We start from the raw sequence: 16,629 nt of genomic DNA on the forward strand, positions 1-16,629 counted from the left end.
CCGCGAAGGGCACATCCGCACCGGATGTACCCACTCGTGACGACTGTCCGTTTTGCCATACCGTCGCCGCCACATGCGGATTGCCACTCTTCGGTGAGCCTTGTACGACTTATTCCTTACGGGCATCCACAGTCCCAGGCTCTGCGGCGCAGGACACCCACCTTTACACCGGCCTCACACGTTTGGGGGCGCCCCCTCGATCGGGCGTCCGATCACGCCAGGTCGCCGCTGCCACGGCAACGGGCCGCCGGGCGGTCGGTAATCGACGCCGAGCGCGTCAAGGCGCGCGTAGTGAGCGGTCATTCGCCGCTCGAAGTCAGCGAAGTCGCGCTCGGCGGGCGCGGGCAGTGCGGACCAGGCGACTTCGGCGAAGGCCGCGAGCCGTGGGAAGACCTGGTAGTCGACCCGGGGACGGTCCTGCATCACCTCGGTCCAGACATTGGCCTGGGTGCCGACGATGTGCGCGGCGGCCTCGGGCGACAGGGCCGGGGGGACGGGCTCGAAGCGGTAGACGTCCTCAAGAGTGCGTACGTAGCCGATGGGCATCGGCTCGTCGGGGCCGCCGTGCTGGCGGTGGTCCAAGTACACCTGCTGCTCGGGGCACATGACGACGTCGTGGCCGGCTTCGGCCGCGGCGATGCCGCCGGCGTATCCGCGCCACGAGGAGACGGCGGCGCCCGGGGCGAGGCCGCCCTCGAGGATCTCGTCCCAGCCGATGAGACGGCGGCCTCGATCGGCGAGCCAGCTGTCGAAGTGCCTGATGAACCAGGACTGGAGCTCGTCCTCGTCGGCCAGGCCGAGTTCCCTGATACGGGCCTGGGCGGCCGGAGAGACCTTCCACTGGTCCTTCGGGCACTCGTCGCCCCCGATGTGGATGAACGTGGCGGGGAAGAGGCCGAGGAGCTCCTCGAAGACGCCCTCGTAGAAGCGGAGGGTGGTGTCAGTGGGGGCGAGTACGTTCGGGTTGACGCCCCAGTTGTCCCAGACGGAGAGGGTGGTTGTGTCGATGACGTCGGTGTTGCCCAGTTCCGGATACGCGGCGATGGCGGCCTGCGAGTGGCCGGGGATATCGATCTCGGGGACGACGGTGATATGCCGCTCGGCGGCGTACGCGACGATTTCGCGGATGTCGTCCTGCGTGTAGTAACCGCCGTGCGGCCTCTCGTCCCAGAGATCGGAGGCGCGGTGACCGTATTTGGTACGTGCCCGCCACGCGCCGACCTCCGTCAGCCTGGGGTGGCGCTTGATCTCGATGCGCCAGCCCTGGTCGTCGGTGAGGTGGAAGTGGAAGACGTTGAGCTTGTGGGCGGCGAGGAGGTCGAGGTAGCGCAGGACGTCGTCCTTGGGCAGGAAGTGCCGTGAGACATCGAGCATGAGGCCACGCCAGGGGAAGCGGGGGGCGTCCTCGATGACCTGGTGCGCGATGTCGTGCGTCGGCCCCGACCGCACCGGCGCGCTGCGGAACGCCTCGGGGCCGAGCAGCTGACGCAGCGTCTGCGCGCCCCAGAAGACACCCGCCGCGCTGCCGCCGCGGATCTCTATGCCCGAGCTCGGGACCACACCGAGCCGGTACGCCTCGGACTCCAGGCTGTCGTCGATGAGCAGCGTGACGGAGTTCACGGCGTGCTGCTCGCCGGGCGGCAGTGGCAGGCCGAGGGCGGCGCCGACGGTGGAGCGCAGCCAGCGCTCCGTGGTCCGGGTTCCCGGTGCCGCGAAAAGGGTGGTGTCCAGGTCCGGCAGGAACCCGCGGCGGGACGGGCCTTCGACGGCGACGGGAGCGGAAGAAGCGGGAGCGGGGATCAGATCCGAAGTGGGCTGCAGGGAGGTCATCGCGTCAGTCCTTCACCGCGCCGCCCAGTCCGGAGACCAGACGTCGCTGTACGAGTACGAAGAAGACGAGCACCGGCACGGTCATCACACTGGACGCTGCCATGATCCCGCCCCAGTCGTTCTCGTCCGGCTTGAAGAAGACCAGCAGCGCCATCGGCAGCGTCGACTGCGAGGTGTCGCTGATGATGAAGGACTTGGCGAACAGGAAGTCGTTCCAGGTCGAGATGAACGAGAACACGCTCGTCGCCACCAGCCCAGGGAGGACGAGCGGGAAGAGGATCTGCCACAGGAAGCGCGAGCGGCTCGCGCCGTCGATGTACGCCGCCTCCTCCAGTGCCTCGGGGACCGCCTTCACAAAGCCGCGCAGCATCCAGATCGCGAACGGCAACGAGAAGGCGATGTGCGGCAGGATCAGCGAGCCGAGGGTGTTCAGCTGTCCGAAGTCCCGCATCAGGAAGAACAGCGGGATCGTCAGCGCCTCGACCGGCACCATCTGCGCGACAAGGAACATGATCAGCAGGGTGGTGCGGTACTTGAAGCGGAACCGGGTGACCGCCGTCGCCGCCAGGAAGGCGATCAGTGCGGAGGCGACGACGACCACCCCCGCGACGATCAAGCTGTTGAGGAAATAGCGGCCGAATTCGTGCTGTTCGAAGACGCGGCGGAAGGAGTCGAGCGAAGGGGAAAGCGTCCAGGGGCGCGCCTCGGTCGACTGGATCTCGCCGGCGGGCTTGAAGGCGGAGAGCACCATCCAGTACAGCGGGAAGGCCACGACGGCCGCGATGACGAGCGCGGATGCCTCGGCGGCGAGGCGCCAGGGGCGTTGGATGCGGGGCAAGGTCACAGCTCTTCTCCCTGGCGTCGCAGCAGTCGCAGATAGACGAGGGTGACGGCGAGCAGAATCAGCAGCATCACGACGCCGATCGCCGAGCCCAGGCTGTACTGCGAGGACGCGAAGGCTTTCTGATAGGCGTACACATTGAGCACGAGATTCTGTCCGGCGATGCCTCCGCCGTTCGTCATCACATAAATCTGGGTGAAGACCTTGAAGTCCCAGATGACCGACTGGATGGTGACGACGACGAGAATGGGGCGGAGCATCGGGGCGGTGACGGAGCGCCAGGTCCGCCATTGCGTGGCGCCGTCCAGTGAGGCGGCCTCCAGCACCTCCGGGGGGATCGCCTTGATGCCCGCGTACACCGTCACCATCACGAACGGGAACGAGCACCACACCACTTCGAGAAGCACGAGCGCGAAGGCGCTGTAGCGCCCGTACGTCCACGAGAAGTCGCCGAGGCCGAGAAGCCGGTTGACGGGTCCGTAGTCCGGGTCGAAGAGGAAGACCCAGACCGTGGACCCGGTGATGGCCGGGGTCGCCCATGCGCCGAGCGCGGCCAGCATCAGCGCGAGGCGGGGCAGGGCCCGTACGCGCGTCAGCAGGACGGCGAGGCCGCAGCCCACGGCGAGCGTGGTGACGACGCAGGAGGCGGCGAAGACCAGGGTCGCGAGCAGGACCTGCCAGAACTGGCTGTCGGCCAAGAGGGTGCGGTAGTTGCCGAGCCCCTGGAATGTGGTCGGTTCGCCGCCGCTGACCTGGGCCTGGGTGTACTCCAGGAGGGAGATCAGGCCGAGCTGGTAGATGGGGTAGACGAGCAGCCCGCCGAGGACGACGAGCGCGGGCGCGAGGTAGAGCCACGGCGTCCGGCCCCCGTATCCCTGCCCGCGCCGGGAGCCGCGGGCCGTGCGCGCCTTCCGGGCGCTCTGGGAGCCGTCCGGAAGGCCTTTGGGATCCGGGCCCGCGAGTACCGCGACCGCGCCGGACCGGCCGGCCGCGGAGGTCCCGGTGCGCGGGCCCGGGATGTCCGGGCCGCCCGCGCTGCCGGTGGCGACCAAGGCCTCGCCGACGCCTGCCTCGCCGCGAGGCACCGCCGCCCCGGCAGACGTGCCCGCCCCGCCGCGTGCCCCCGCGCCGTCCGGGGCTTCAGGCCCCCCGTTCGTACCGTTGGTCATCGGGTTCAGCCCGCGGCAGCGAACGCCGCGTCCATCTTCTTCGCCGCGTCATCCGACGCCGCAGCCACGTCCTTCTTGCCGCTCACGATCTCCTGGAACATCGTCGGCAGCACCAGTGACGCGTCGATCTGGCCCCAGCCCGGTGAGGCCGGGACGAACTTGGCGCCCGCGCCCAGTGTCCTGACGAAGGGGTCGACGAACGGCTCCTTCTTCGCCGCCTCCGACCGCACATCGGTGTACGTCGGCAGGAAGCCCATGGCTTCGAAGAGCATGCGCTGCGTCTCCTTGCCGGTGAACTGCTTCATGAGGTCCACCGCCAGCGTGCGGTGCGAACTGCTCTTCAGTACGCCGATGTTGTTGCCGCCCGCGAAGGCCGGCGCCGTCTCGCCCGCCTTCAGTCCCGGCAGCGGCACCACCGCGTACTTGCCCTTCACCGAGCCCGCCTCCACCGCCTGATGGCTGAAGTCGCCGCCGATGGCCATGGCCGCCTTGCCCGAGGCGAACGCGGTGACCGTGGCGTTGCCGCCCATGGAGGCGCACTTGGCGGCCGGGCAGTTGTCGTTGCCGAAGAGCGAGGTGTACGCCGTGATGCCCTTCCGCGCGGCCGGGCTGTTGATGGCCGCCTTGTACGAACCGCCGCTCTCCTCGGCCAGTTCGCCGCCGTTGGCCCAGATGAACGGCATCGCGCCATAGGTGTACGCGCCGCCGACCGCGAGCCCGTACAGCTCCGGCTCCGCCTTGTGGATCTTCTTGGCGGTGGCGATCAGTTCGTCCTGGGTCTTGGGAGCCGCGATGCCCAGCTCCTTGAAGACATCGGTGCGGTAGTAGAGCGCGCGTACGCCGACGAAGAGCGGCGCGCCGTAGATCTTGCCGCCGACCGTGACCGACTGCTTGGCGGTCGGGTCGGTGTCCTTGGCCTCGTCCCAGGCGGTGAACTCCGCGCTGACGTCGGCGAGCCCGCCGTCCTTGACGTATCCGGCCGTGTCGGTATTGCCGTACTCGATCAGATCCGGCGCGCTCCTCGGGTCATTGAAGGCGGCCTTGATCTTCTGGGCGCGGGTCTCGACCGGGATGTACTCGACCTCGACCTTCGCGTCCTTGTGCTTCTTGCCGAACGCGGCGACCGCGGCGTCGACGACCTGCTCCTTCGGCTTGTTGTTGACCTCCTGGAAGAGCCAGACGCGCAGGGTGCCGCTCTTCTCGTCCTTCGTGGCGCGGTTGTCGGAGGTCTGGGGGGCGCAGGCGGTGGCGGTGACGCCCGCCAGCGCAAGTGCCGCGGCGGGGGCGGCAATTCGGGCAGACAGCTTCATGCGTGATCCCCTACGAGTCGGCGTTGCAACATGTGCAACGTGCGTTTCGTACTGCACAACACGCAGGAGGCTAGAGCCGTGCAAACAACCGGACAAGAGGTCTCAACCACTCTGTGACCGGCAGCTGCACCCCGTGCAACGGGAGCACGCACGCAAACGGCCCCCTGGGTGCGCATGCGCGCGCACCCAGGGGGCCGTTACCGACGGCAGGACCGGAGGTTACTTCTTGTCCTTGCCGCCCTTGTCCTTGTCCTTGTCGCCACCAGGGCCCATGGACTCGTAGATCTCCTTGCACATCGGGCAGACCGGGTACTTCTTGGGGTCGCGCCCCGGCACCCAGACCTTCCCGCACAGTGCCACCACCGGAGTGCCGTCGAGGGCACTCGCCATGATCTTGTCCTTCTGGACGTAATGGGCGAAGCGCTCGTGGTCGCCGTCGCCGTGCGACACCTGCGGCGTCGGCTCTACGAGGGTCCCCGTGCCTGTCCCGCGCTCGGGCTCAAGAGTGCTCATGAGCTCCAAGAGTACTCATATCGGCCCCCTACCGGCTGCCACGGGGCCCCACCCCGCGCCGGGGCGATGCCACCTGTGCCCGGCGCCCGTCCGCGCGGTAGGTCAGTTGAGCGAGGGGTCGTCCGGATACGTCGCGAACATCGCCAGTTCGTTCCGCTGCCGCCGCAGCACAGCCCGCCACAGGCTCTCCGGCCGGGGCGATGAGACATCGCCAGGCTCCGACTCGACGACGTACCAGGCGCCGCCGGTCAGTTCGTCCTCCAACTGGCCCGGCCCCCACCCCGCGTACCCGGCGAAGATCCGCAGTGAGCCCAGCGCCGCACCGAGCAGCTCCGGCGGCGTCTCCAGGTCGACCAGGCCGATCGCCCCGTACACCCGCCGCCAGCCCAGCGGGCCCTCGTCGCCCGGGATCACCGCGACGCCGAGCGCGGCGTCGAGCGAGACCGGGCCGCCCTGGAAAACCACGCCGGGCTCGCCCGCCAGTGCGCCCCAGGACTCCAGGATGTCGCCGACGACCACCGGCGTGGGCCGGTTGAGGACGACGCCGAGCGAGCCCTCGTCGTCGTGGTCGAGCAGCAGAACCACCGCCCGGTCGAAGTTCGGGTCCGCGAGGGCGGGTGTGGCGACGAGCAGCCGCCCTGTGAGCGAGGACACCTCGGTCATGCGAGACATGATCCCGCATCTTCGCCCTCCGCGGGGAGCGAGCGGCACAGTGTGAGCGAGCGCAGCTCAGGACGCGCCGGACGCCGCCGGCTCCGGAATACGCGACGGTGACGCTCCGCATTGATCTGCGGACTGAACGTGTTGTGCCCAATTCATTACGCCCCGGGACGGTCCTTGGCCTTACGGGACTAGGGTGTACGCCCCTTACCCTTTGCACTGGCCCCCTGTCCGACCACTCCGGAACGCGAGATTCATGACCGGCACAGACGATGTACTGCTTGTCCACGGCGGAACCCCGCTGGAGGGCGAGATCCGCGTCCGCGGCGCGAAGAACCTCGTGCCCAAGGCGATGGTCGCCGCCCTGCTCGGCAGTGAGCCGAGCCGGCTGCGCAATGTGCCCGACATCCGTGATGTGCGCGTCGTACGCGGACTGCTGCAGCTGCACGGAGTGACGGTCCGCCCCGGTGACGAACCGGGTGAGCTGGTGCTCGACCCGTCGCACGTCGAGAGCGCGAACGTCGCTGACATCGACGCACACGCGGGCTCCTCGCGCATTCCGATCCTGTTCTGCGGCCCGCTGCTGCACCGGCTCGGCCATGCCTTCATTCCGGGCCTGGGCGGCTGCGACATCGGCGGTCGGCCGATCGACTTCCACTTCGAGGTGCTGCGCCAGTTCGGCGCGACGATCGAGAAGCGGGCGGACGGCCAGTATCTGGAGGCCCCGCAGCGGCTGCGCGGCTGCAAGATCCGCCTCCCGTACCCGTCGGTCGGTTCGACGGAGCAGGTGCTGTTGACGGCGGTACTGGCGGAGGGCGTCACCGAGCTCTCCAACGCCGCGGTGGAGCCGGAGATCGAGGACCTCATCTGCGTACTGCAGAAGATGGGCGCGATCATCTCCATGGACACCGACCGGACCATCCGGATCACCGGTGTCGACAAGCTCGGCGGCTACACCCACCGGGCGATCCCGGACCGCCTCGAGGCGGCGTCCTGGGCGTCGGCGGCGCTGGCCACCGAGGGCAACATCTATGTGCGCGGCGCGCAGCAGCGCTCGATGATGACGTTCCTGAACACGTACCGGAAGGTCGGCGGCGCCTTCGAGATCGACGACGAAGGCATCCGCTTCTGGCACCCGGGCGGCTCGCTCAACGCGATCGCCCTGGAGACGGACGTACACCCCGGCTTCCAGACCGACTGGCAGCAGCCGCTGGTGGTGGCGCTGACCCAGGCGGCCGGCCTGTCCATCGTCCACGAGACGGTGTACGAGTCGCGGCTGGGATTCACCTCCGCGCTCAACCAGATGGGTGCGCACATCCAGCTCTACCGCGAGTGCCTCGGCGGCTCGGACTGCCGCTTCGGCCAGCGCAACTTCCTGCACTCGGCGGTCGTGTCGGGCCCGACGAAGCTCCAGGGCGCGGATCTGGTCATCCCCGACCTGCGCGGCGGCTTCTCGTACCTGATCGCGGCGCTGGCGGCGCAGGGGACGTCGCGGGTGCACGGTATCGACCTGATCAACCGCGGCTACGAGAACTTCATGGAGAAGCTCGAGAAGCTGGGCGCGAAGGTCGAACTCCCCGGCGGCGCGCTCGTCTGACCCGCGGGTTCCGCCCCCGGACCCCCGCGGGCCCGCCCGACCCGGGCTCCGCCCCCGGCCCCCCGCGCCTCACACGCCTTCGGGGCCGATCCAGACGCCGTACGGGGGTCCCGGGGGCACAGCGCCCGGTAAACGGGCCCCCACGGCCCCTGGAGGGCTCGTACGCACGCGAAAGGGCGGCCACCCGACACACGGGTGGCCGCCCTTTCGTGCTGTGCCTTGGGGGCTTACTTGCCCTTGGCGGCTTCCTTGAGCTTGGAGCCCGCGGAGACCTTCACGCTGTAGCCGGCCGGAATCTGGATCGGGTCGCCGGTCTGCGGGTTACGAGCGGTGCGAGCGGCACGGTGGGTGCGCTCGAAGGTCAGGAAGCCGGGAATGGTGACCTTCTCGTCGCCCTTGGAGACGACCTCGCCGACCACCTCGGCGAGAGCGGCCAGTACAGCGTCGGCGTCCTTCCGGGTCACCTCGGCACGGTCGGCCAGCGCGGCCACCAGCTCACTGCGGTTCATGTTGTTACTCCCGTGTTCTTCTTGCCTGTGAGGCGTGAGATCGAAGCCGATGCTGCCAGGGCCCTCGGACAGTCCCCGGACCCGGGTCTGCTGTCAGACCCTCGCGCCCGAATACGCATCCTGCCCCCACCAGCGGCGGGAAAGCCAATCCGGCACCCTCCGGAGTCACACGAAAAGCGCCACTGCCTCGTCGTGGTGACGTTCCGTCTACTCGTTGGAGACTCCGCGGAGCCGCAGAGCCTCGAGCGCGGGGCTCATGGTCCGTCACCCTAGAGCCGCATTCCCGGCCCCGCGACCCGCGACGCGCCGTACGTCAGGACGACGTGGGGCCCGTCACAGCCGGTCCGGCCGCCTTGGCGGCGTTGCGTACCGCTCCGGCGACCGCTCCCGCGACCTTGTCGTTGAAGACCGACGGAATGATGTAGTTCGGGTTGAGCTCGTCCTCGGTGACGACATCCGCCAGCGCCGCGGCCGCGGCGAGCATCATCTCCGTGTTGACGGTACGGGACTGCGCGTCGAGCAGACCACGGAAGACACCCGGGAAGACCAGCACATTGTTGATCTGGTTGGGGAAGTCGGAGCGGCCGGTGGCGACAACTGCCGCTGTCTGGCGGGCGATTGCCGGGTCGACCTCCGGGTCGGGGTTCGCGAGCGCGAAGACGATCGCGCCGTCGGCCATCGCCGCGACATCCTCGGCCCCCAGCACGTTCGGGGCGGAAACGCCGATGAAGACGTCAGCGCCGGCGACCGCCTCCTTGAGCGTCCCGGTAACACCTTCGGGGTTCGTGTTGTCGGCGATCCAGCGCAGCGGCGACTCGGGCGCGGCGGCCACCAGGTCCTCACGGCCCGCGTGCACCACACCGTGGATGTCGGCGACGACGGCGTGCTTGACGCCCGCCGCGATCAGCAGTTTCAGGATGGCCGTACCGGCCGCGCCGGCGCCGGACATGACGACCCGTACGTCACCGACGGCCTTGCCGACCACGCGCAGGGCGTTGGTCAGCGAGGCGAGGACGACGATCGCGGTGCCGTGCTGGTCGTCGTGGAAGACCGGGATGTCCAGAGCCTCTCGCAGCCGCGCCTCGATCTCGAAGCAGCGGGGCGCGGAGATGTCCTCGAGGTTGATGCCCGCGAAGCCGGGGGCGATCGCCTTGACGATCTCGACGATGGCGTCGGTGTCCTGCGTGTCCAGGCAGATCGGCCAGGCGTCGATGCCGGCGAAGCGCTTGAAGAGGGCGGCTTTGCCCTCCATCACCGGGAGCGCGGCCATGGGGCCGATGTTGCCGAGTCCGAGGACCGCGGAGCCGTCGGTCACCACTGCAACGGAGTTGCGCTTGATGGTGAGGCGGCGGGCATCCTCGGGGTTCTCGGCGATGGCCATGCAGACCCGCGCCACGCCCGGCGTGTAGATCATCGAGAGATCGTCACGGTTGCGGATGGGATGCTTGGACTGCATCTCGATCTTGCCGCCGAGGTGCATCAGGAACGTACGGTCGGAGACCCTGCCGAGGACGACGCCCTCGATTTTGCGCAACTCCTCGACGATCTCGTCGGCGTGCGAGGTCGAGGTGGCGGCGATCGTGACGTCGATCCGCAGCTTCTCGTGGCCGGAAGCGGTCACGTCCAGGCCGATCACAGAGCCGCCGGAGGACTCGACGGCCGTGGTGAGCTGGGAGACCGCGGTACCGCTCGCGGGGACCTCCAGCCGGACCGTCATCGAGTACGAGACGCTGGGCGCCGTTGCCATGACCGGGTTCCTCTGCTTTCGCTAGCTTCATTGCCATGCGGCCGCGGCTGTCGCCCGGCAACGCTTTCCGATGGTCGCACCTACCTGCGAGTAGCAGGTAATAGTGGTCATTTAGTTTTCGGAAATAGCTTTCCACCATACGAGATATCGGCTTCCCGGTGGAAGCCCCCAATGAAACAGGTCCGCGCCACCTTCCGGTGGCGCGGACCTGTCTCTCGTACGAAAAGGTGGCACCGACCCGCCATGCTCGCCTCGCGGCAAGTGGTCGCTCGTGGCGACGAAGGTTGGGCCCGGGGGCTTGGATCGGGTCGGTGCCACCCCCAGGCTAACAAACCGCCCCGGTAAGCGATTCCCGCATCGCAGGCCGACTCGCAATCAGCTCGGATCACCGTCCGTCCGGCCCCGGGCCCGCTCCGGACCGGCCCGGGACTCCCCATCGGTCCCGGACCGTTTCCGGATCAGTCACCGATCAGTCCCGCAGGAGATCGGGCACGCCGTTCGCGTCCGGCTCGTCGCGCCGGTCCGAGACCACCGTGAGCTGCTGCGTCGCGCGCGTCAGCGCCACGTACAACACCCGCAGCCCGGCCGGGGACTCGTCCGCGATCTCCGCGGGCGAGACGACGACCGTCGCGTCGTACTCCAGCCCCTTCGCCTCCAGCGAGCCGAGCGCCACCACACGCTCGCCGAGCCCGGCCAGCCAACGCGCCGCCTGTTCGCGCCGGTTCATCGCTACGACGACACCGACCGTGCCGTCCACCTGGTCCAGCAGTCGCTGCGCCTCCGCCCTGACGACCGCGGCGCGATCAGCGTTCGGCACCACCGCGAAGCGCGGCCGGACGCCCGTGGAGCGGACCGCGGACGGCGACTCCATGCCCGGCATGGCGAGCGCCAGCACCTTGGCCGCCAGCTCGGCGATCTCGGCCGGATTGCGGTAGTTGACGGTCAGCTCGAAGCGGCGGCGCGGACGGCTGCCGAGCGCCTCGTCGCGTGCTTCGGCCGCCTCGTCCGGGGACGACCAGGACGACTGCGCCGGATCGCCGACGACCGTCCAGGTGGCGTGCCGGCCGCGGCGGCCGACCATCCGCCACTGCATCGGAGTCAGGTCCTGCGCCTCGTCGACGATGACGTGCGCGTACTCGGTACGTTCCTGCGCCAGCCGCTCGGCACGTTCGCGCTGCGACTCCTCGCGCTGCGGCATCAGCTCCTCCAGACCGGTGAGCTGGTCCAGCGGGTCCAGTTCGCGCTTCCTGCGCGGACGGGCGGGGGTGCCGAGGAGTGTCCCCAGCTCGTCCAGGAGCGCCACGTCGTGCACGGAGAGCGGGCCCCGGCCGTCGTCGCCGAGCCGCCGCAGCGAGCGGGCGAGACGCCGCACCTCGCCCGGGTTGAGAACACGCCGCGCCCACCGGCCCAGCCGTCGCTCGTCGGCCATCGCCACGAGCACGCCGCGCGGGGTCAGCTCCGGCCACCACGCGTCCAGGAACTCGATGAAGCTGTCCTCGGCGGCGACGTCCTCGTCGAAGGAGGAGCGCAGCTCGGCGGCGAGCTCGGGGTCACCGAGAGAGGAAGACGCACCGCGCCCCGCGGATCCGGACTTCGACCAGAGGGCGTCCAGCAGCAGCCTGCGGGCACGCGGGCGCAGCAGATTGACCGGGGTGGTGCCGCCCAGGACGTTGTGGCGGATGCGGTCGAGCTCGTCGGCCTCGACCTCGAGGCGGCGGCCGAAGGCCACGACGCGCAGCCGGTCGGGGGCTCCGGACGGGGCCTGGGGCTCCTCCCCGAAGGCGAGCTGCCCCTCCGGCTCCACCGCGGGTCCCGACAGCTCCAGCGCGCCCCGCGCGGCCTTGCGCAGCACCTTCAGCATCCGCGAGGAGCCCTTGATCCGGGCGACGGCCGGTTCGTCGTATGCCGTGGCCTCCGCGCCGTCGACCAGATTGCCGACCGCGCGGATCGCGACCTGCCCCTCCTCGCCCAGCGACGGCAGCACGCCCTCGGTGTACGCGACGAGCAGTGGGGTCGGCGAGACGATGAGGATGCCGCCCGCGTATCTCCTGCGGTCCTGGTAGAGCAGATACGCCGCCCGGTGCAGGGCCACCGCGGTCTTGCCGGTCCCCGGGCCGCCCTCGACATACGTCACGGAAGCGGCCGGGGCGCGGATCACCAGATCCTGTTCCGCCTGGATGGAGGCGACGATGTCCCGCATCGAGTGGCTGCGGGCCTGTCCGAGCGCCGCCATCAGCGCGCCGTCCCCGATGACCGGGAGCGCGGCGCCGTCCAGCGTGGCGGTCAGCTCGGGGCGCATCAGGTCGTCCTCGACGCCGAGGACCTTCCGGCCCTTCGAGCGGATGACCCGGCGGCGTACGACCCGGCCGGGATCGACCGGTGTCGAGCGGTAGAAGGGCGCGGCGGCCGGGGCCCGCCAGTCGATGACCAGCGGCGCGTAGTCGGAGTCGAGAACGCCGATACGGCCGATGTGCAGGGTCTCGCCGATGTCGGCGGTGTTGTCGGCGCGTACGGCGTCGTCGGCGGGCTCGACCGAGGTGTACGCCCCGTCCGGGCCCTTCTGGCCGTCCTTGCCGTACAGCAGGTCGATCCTGCCGAAGAGGAAGTCCTCGAATTCGTTGTTCAGGCGGTTGAGGTGGACACCGGCCCTGAAGACCTGGGCGTCCCGCTCGGCGAGCGCGCCCGGCGTGCCGACCTGGCCACGTTTGGCGGCGTCGTTCATCAGGAACTCCGCCTCGTGGATCTTCTCCTCGAGGCGGCGGTACACCTGGTCGAGATGTTCCTGCTCGACACCGATTTCACGGTCTCTGACCGTGTCTGCGGCGGATTCGACCATGGAATCAACAGCGGCATCCTGCGCGGCCACCGAGGCCCCCTTCTGACGTGCACTGGGCAGCCGTCAACCGTACGCGAAGGGGGCGAATCTGTCAGGCTTCGACCTCCACCAGTCGCTTGCCGTCAAACGTACGGACCTCGAAGTGGTCGATGTCGTTGCGGTCCATCGCCGCGCCGCCATGGACGTAGAGCGGGTTCTTGCCCAACTCGTTCGGGCTGTTCTCGATCCCGTAACCCCACTTCGGCACCGCCCAGGAGGTGACGACCTCCTGCTCGCCGCTCTTGGAGACGGCGACCAGGTTGCACTTCAGCGGACCCTTGACGTTCTTCAGTTCGAGAACGGTGTGGGTGCCCCAGGCCTTCTTCTCCATGCCGACGGTCGCGCTGACCTTGGTCGTCGCGTCCGTCGCCCGGACCTTCTCGTCCATGTGGTTGAAGAAGGCGTCCTCGGCGGGACTGGTGGGGTGCGGGTCGGCGCTCGCCTGATTGCTGCCGGTGTCGTCCGCCGTGACGACGACCGCGACGGCGGGACCACCGATGATCAGCGCCGCGGCGGCCGCGACCAGGTACATCCCACGCCGGCGCTTCTGCGCCCGCTTGGCCGCGACCTCGTCGAGCAGTCCGCCGAGCAGCTTGGGGCTGGGCGCCGTGGGCACCACGGGAACGGGCCTCGACGGCGGGAACTCCGTCCCCGGCATGGCATGCCGACCCGGCATGTTCAGCACATTCGAGGGCCGGGCCGGTGCCGGGGCCTCCGCCAGCATGGCCAGCATCGGCTCCATCCCGGAGAACTCTTCGAGGTGGGTGGCGCAGATGTCGCAGCCCGCCAGATGCGCCTCGAAGGCGGAGGCGTCCGCGTCGTCGAGAATGCCGAGCACGTATGCGCCGACCGCATCGTGTACGGATTCCTGCTCATACATGGTCATGCCGTGACCCCCCTCTCCTCCAGAGCGAGCTTCATGGAACGGAGTGCGTAGAACACCCGGGATCGCACCGTCCCACTGGGTATGCCGAGCGTTTCGGCCGCCTCATTGACCGTGCGGCCCTTGAAATACGTCTCGACCAACACTTCCCTGTGGGCGGGCGTCAAATCATCGAGCGCATCTGAGAGCGTCATCAGCCACAACGCCTTGTCGATCTCGTCCTCCGCGGGCATGACCTCCAGCGGCGACGGATCGACCTCCTGCGGCCGGGCCTGCCGGCTGCGGTGACCGTCGATGACGATGCGGCGTGCCACCGTCACCAGCCAGGGTCGGACAGAGCCGGTCGCTCGGTTGAGCTGACCGGCGTTCTTCCAGGCACGGATGAGCGTCTCCTGCACCACGTCCTCGGCGCGCTGGCGATCGCCGGCAACGAGGCGCAGTACATAAGCAAGCAATGGTCCCGCATGTTCGCGATACAGCGCGCGCATGAGTTCCTCGTCAGGTGCTGAGGAGTCGATGCGTGGCTTCTCGCTGCGATGGCGGGCCCTTTGCGGACGGTCATCGGCCACGGCCGCATCCTTGCGCACCTGAACCTCCCGGTCGAGACCCTGATTTCGGCTGACTGCTTCTCCCCCATCACTACGGGGACCACAGACGCATCACTCAACGCAGGCCGAAAAACTTTCAAGATCTTTTACGGAGGCACCCGGAACGGGGCTCAGGCCCTCGCCACGGCGGCCCTGCGACGGTGTCTGGCGACCCGCTCGCGGTTCCCGCACACCTCGCTGGAGCACCAGCGGCGCCGCCGTCCCCGCGAGGTGTCGAGGTAGACGCGGCGGCAGTTGTCGCCCTCGCACCGCCGCAGCCGGGCCCGGGCCACCGGGTCGGTCAGCAGCTCGACGGCGTCGCGGGCGACGGCTGCGAGCAGCGCCCCGCACTCGGGCGCGGTGCTCAGCGCCCGTACCAGCGAGCCGTCCGGAGCGCGTACGGCTCTGACGCCGGGCGGCGGCCCGGCCGCGAAGACATTGACACGCTCCAGAGCGGACTCGGCGAGCCGGCCGTCGATCTCGGCCCGCACCAGCTGCCCGACACTCTCCCGCAACTCGGCGAACCTGGCTGCCCAGTGGCCGTCGACGGCCGGGAGCGGGGTCCCCGCGGGCACCAGCCCCGCCCCCACCAGCCACTGCCCGAGCCGTCCGGCCTCCGCCAGCGGCTCTTCGGCGCCGACGGCTGTCTCCGAGGTCGCCACCAGGTCCAGGCAGATGCGCCCTGAGTCGAACCGCCAGTCGTACGAGCCCATGCCCGCCGTCATGCGCCTGTCACCGCCTCGGGAGTCTCGGAGGTTGCCGGTGTGTGCCGTCCCCTCTCAGAGTGCCTGTCCCGGGGCGCGGCCGGAACCCCTCCTCCTGCCCGGTCCGGCCGCGTTGTCCGGTGTCAGTGGCGTGCGATGCCCGGAGCGATGTCCTCGTACCGGTCGACGGGGGCCGCGCTGCGCGCGGTGGACGCGGCCGGCTGCTTGCCGCAGAAGGCGGCATCCAGCGTGCGAGCCATGGTGTTCAGCACATCGACATTGTTCGAGGTGTTGGCGACGGCGGTGACGCTGCGCCTCCCGTCCTTCGAGGTGAAGGCATAGGTGTAGTAGCCCTGGACGGTGCCCGTGTGCCCGTACACCGAGACGCCGCAGGACAGATCGCGGCGGCGCAGACCGAGGCCGTAGCCCTGGACGCTGTTGACCGGGGTCCACTGCTGCATCTGCGCCAGTTGGGCTGCGGAGATCAGCCTGCCGCGCAGCAGCGCGGAGAAGAACGTGTCCAGATCACGGGCGCTGGAGATCATCGCACCCGCGCTCTGGGCCCAGGAGACGGTCTGCCGGGTGGAGTCGACGAGCGGCGCCCCGGCTTCGTCGGGCCGGAGATAGCCCCTGGTGTAGCGACCCGGAAGGGCGGTGTCGGGGTGCACGTAGAAGGTGTCGCGCAGCTTCAGCGGCTCGATGATCCGGTTCCGGTACTCCGTGTGCACGGTGTGGCCGGTCAGCTTCTCGATGAGCATGCCCGCGACCACGAAGTTGGTGTTGGAGTACGCGTATGCGGCGCCCGGCTGGTTCCCCAGCGGCTTCGCCAGCGACAGGTCGACCAACTCCTGGTAGGTGAAGACCTTGTTGCGTACGGATTCGAAGCCCGGGACCGTTTTGTCGAACATGTCGTTGGTGTAGTCGTACAGACCGCGGCGGTGGCTCAGCAGATGGCGCACCGTGATCCGGTCGTCGGGCAGCAGGCCCGGCAGATACGTGTTGACCGAGGTGTCGAGGTCGAGCCTGCCCTCGTCGACGAGTTGGAGCAGGACCACCGATGAGAAGCTCTTGGTGACGCTGCCGACCCGGAAGCGGTCCTCGGTACTGATCGCCCGCCCGGTGGCCCGGTCCGCCACGCCCGCGGTCGCGCGGTACACCGTGCCCTGGTCCTCGATCCTCGCCATCGCGCCGGGCGCACCCTTGGCCAGCGCCTCGCGCAACACCGCCTGAAGGCCCGCCAGATCGGGCGCCGGCGACTTCCCGGCGGCGGGCGAGTGCGTGTTCCCGGCGGCGGATGCGGTCGTCGTGGCTGACGCCGCCTGCGCGGGGACTGCCAGCAGAGACAGCAGGACCGCCCCCAGCGCCGTACCTCTGCCGACCATGCCTGTGCCCACCATGCCTGAG

The 16,629-nt window shown here is 69.3% G+C and carries 14 protein-coding genes; 1 reads left to right on the forward strand and 13 read right to left on the reverse strand.

Annotated elements, in window-relative coordinates; genetic code table 11:
• Positions 1-174: 174 nt before the first annotated feature.
• From OG966_RS15480 to OG966_RS15505, 6 genes are all read right to left on the reverse strand, one after another.
• Positions 175-1,830, reverse strand: a complete 1,656-nt coding sequence (locus OG966_RS15480) for a beta-N-acetylhexosaminidase (protein WP_326650205.1) — start codon at positions 1,828-1,830, stop codon at positions 175-177.
• 4 nt (positions 1,831-1,834) lie between these two features.
• Complete coding sequence (locus tag OG966_RS15485; protein WP_326650206.1) at positions 1,835-2,674, reverse strand: carbohydrate ABC transporter permease; 840 nt, start codon at positions 2,672-2,674, stop codon at positions 1,835-1,837.
• Positions 2,671-3,840 (reverse strand): carbohydrate ABC transporter permease, encoded by a 1,170-nt coding sequence (locus tag OG966_RS15490; RefSeq protein WP_326650207.1) that lies wholly within the window; start codon positions 3,838-3,840, stop codon positions 2,671-2,673. The genes OG966_RS15485 and OG966_RS15490 overlap by 4 nt, the downstream gene beginning before the upstream one ends.
• A gap of 5 nt (positions 3,841-3,845) precedes the next feature.
• On the reverse strand, positions 3,846-5,150 hold the full coding sequence (locus OG966_RS15495; RefSeq protein ID WP_326650209.1) for an extracellular solute-binding protein: 1,305 nt from the start codon (positions 5,148-5,150) through the stop codon (positions 3,846-3,848).
• Between the two features lie 219 nt (positions 5,151-5,369).
• Positions 5,370-5,663 carry a DUF3039 domain-containing protein gene (locus tag OG966_RS15500; RefSeq protein WP_175259242.1) on the reverse strand — a complete coding sequence of 98 codons (294 nt, stop codon included), beginning with the start codon at positions 5,661-5,663 and terminating at the stop codon, positions 5,370-5,372.
• A gap of 102 nt (positions 5,664-5,765) precedes the next feature.
• Positions 5,766-6,326 (reverse strand): YqgE/AlgH family protein, encoded by a 561-nt coding sequence (locus OG966_RS15505; RefSeq protein ID WP_326650210.1) that lies wholly within the window; start codon positions 6,324-6,326, stop codon positions 5,766-5,768.
• 253 nt (positions 6,327-6,579) lie between these two features.
• Here OG966_RS15505 and murA point away from each other — a divergent pair, with 253 nt between their 5' ends.
• On the forward strand, positions 6,580-7,920 hold the full coding sequence (gene murA, locus OG966_RS15510; RefSeq protein ID WP_326650211.1) for a UDP-N-acetylglucosamine 1-carboxyvinyltransferase: 1,341 nt from the start codon (positions 6,580-6,582) through the stop codon (positions 7,918-7,920).
• A 227-nt stretch (positions 7,921-8,147) separates the two neighbouring features.
• Here murA and OG966_RS15515 read toward each other — a convergent pair whose 3' ends face one another.
• The 7 genes from OG966_RS15515 to OG966_RS15545 form a co-directional block, all read right to left on the reverse strand.
• Positions 8,148-8,429: an HU family DNA-binding protein gene (locus tag OG966_RS15515; protein ID WP_326650212.1), complete on the reverse strand. Its 282-nt coding sequence runs from the start codon at positions 8,427-8,429 to the stop codon at positions 8,148-8,150.
• A 313-nt stretch (positions 8,430-8,742) separates the two neighbouring features.
• Positions 8,743-10,176, reverse strand: a complete 1,434-nt coding sequence (locus OG966_RS15520; protein WP_326650213.1) for an NAD-dependent malic enzyme — start codon at positions 10,174-10,176, stop codon at positions 8,743-8,745.
• A 469-nt stretch (positions 10,177-10,645) separates the two neighbouring features.
• Positions 10,646-13,012 carry a HelD family protein gene (locus OG966_RS15525; RefSeq protein ID WP_326655223.1) on the reverse strand — a complete coding sequence of 789 codons (2,367 nt, stop codon included), beginning with the start codon at positions 13,010-13,012 and terminating at the stop codon, positions 10,646-10,648.
• A gap of 91 nt (positions 13,013-13,103) precedes the next feature.
• Positions 13,104-13,937: an anti-sigma factor family protein gene (locus OG966_RS15530; protein ID WP_326650214.1), complete on the reverse strand. Its 834-nt coding sequence runs from the start codon at positions 13,935-13,937 to the stop codon at positions 13,104-13,106.
• The gene (locus OG966_RS15535) at positions 13,934-14,521 is read right to left on the reverse strand and encodes a sigma-70 family RNA polymerase sigma factor (protein WP_108148995.1); all 588 of its coding nucleotides are present in this window, start codon (positions 14,519-14,521) and stop codon (positions 13,934-13,936) included. Before OG966_RS15535 ends, OG966_RS15530 begins: the two co-directional genes overlap by 4 nt.
• A gap of 131 nt (positions 14,522-14,652) precedes the next feature.
• Positions 14,653-15,246 (reverse strand): CGNR zinc finger domain-containing protein, encoded by a 594-nt coding sequence (locus tag OG966_RS15540; RefSeq protein ID WP_326650216.1) that lies wholly within the window; start codon positions 15,244-15,246, stop codon positions 14,653-14,655.
• A 122-nt stretch (positions 15,247-15,368) separates the two neighbouring features.
• The gene (locus tag OG966_RS15545; protein WP_326650218.1) at positions 15,369-16,622 is read right to left on the reverse strand and encodes a serine hydrolase domain-containing protein; all 1,254 of its coding nucleotides are present in this window, start codon (positions 16,620-16,622) and stop codon (positions 15,369-15,371) included.
• Positions 16,623-16,629 lie beyond the last annotated feature (7 nt).

This window comes from Streptomyces sp. NBC_01750 (genome assembly GCF_035918095.1).
Lineage (GTDB): Bacteria > Actinomycetota > Actinomycetes > Streptomycetales > Streptomycetaceae > Streptomyces.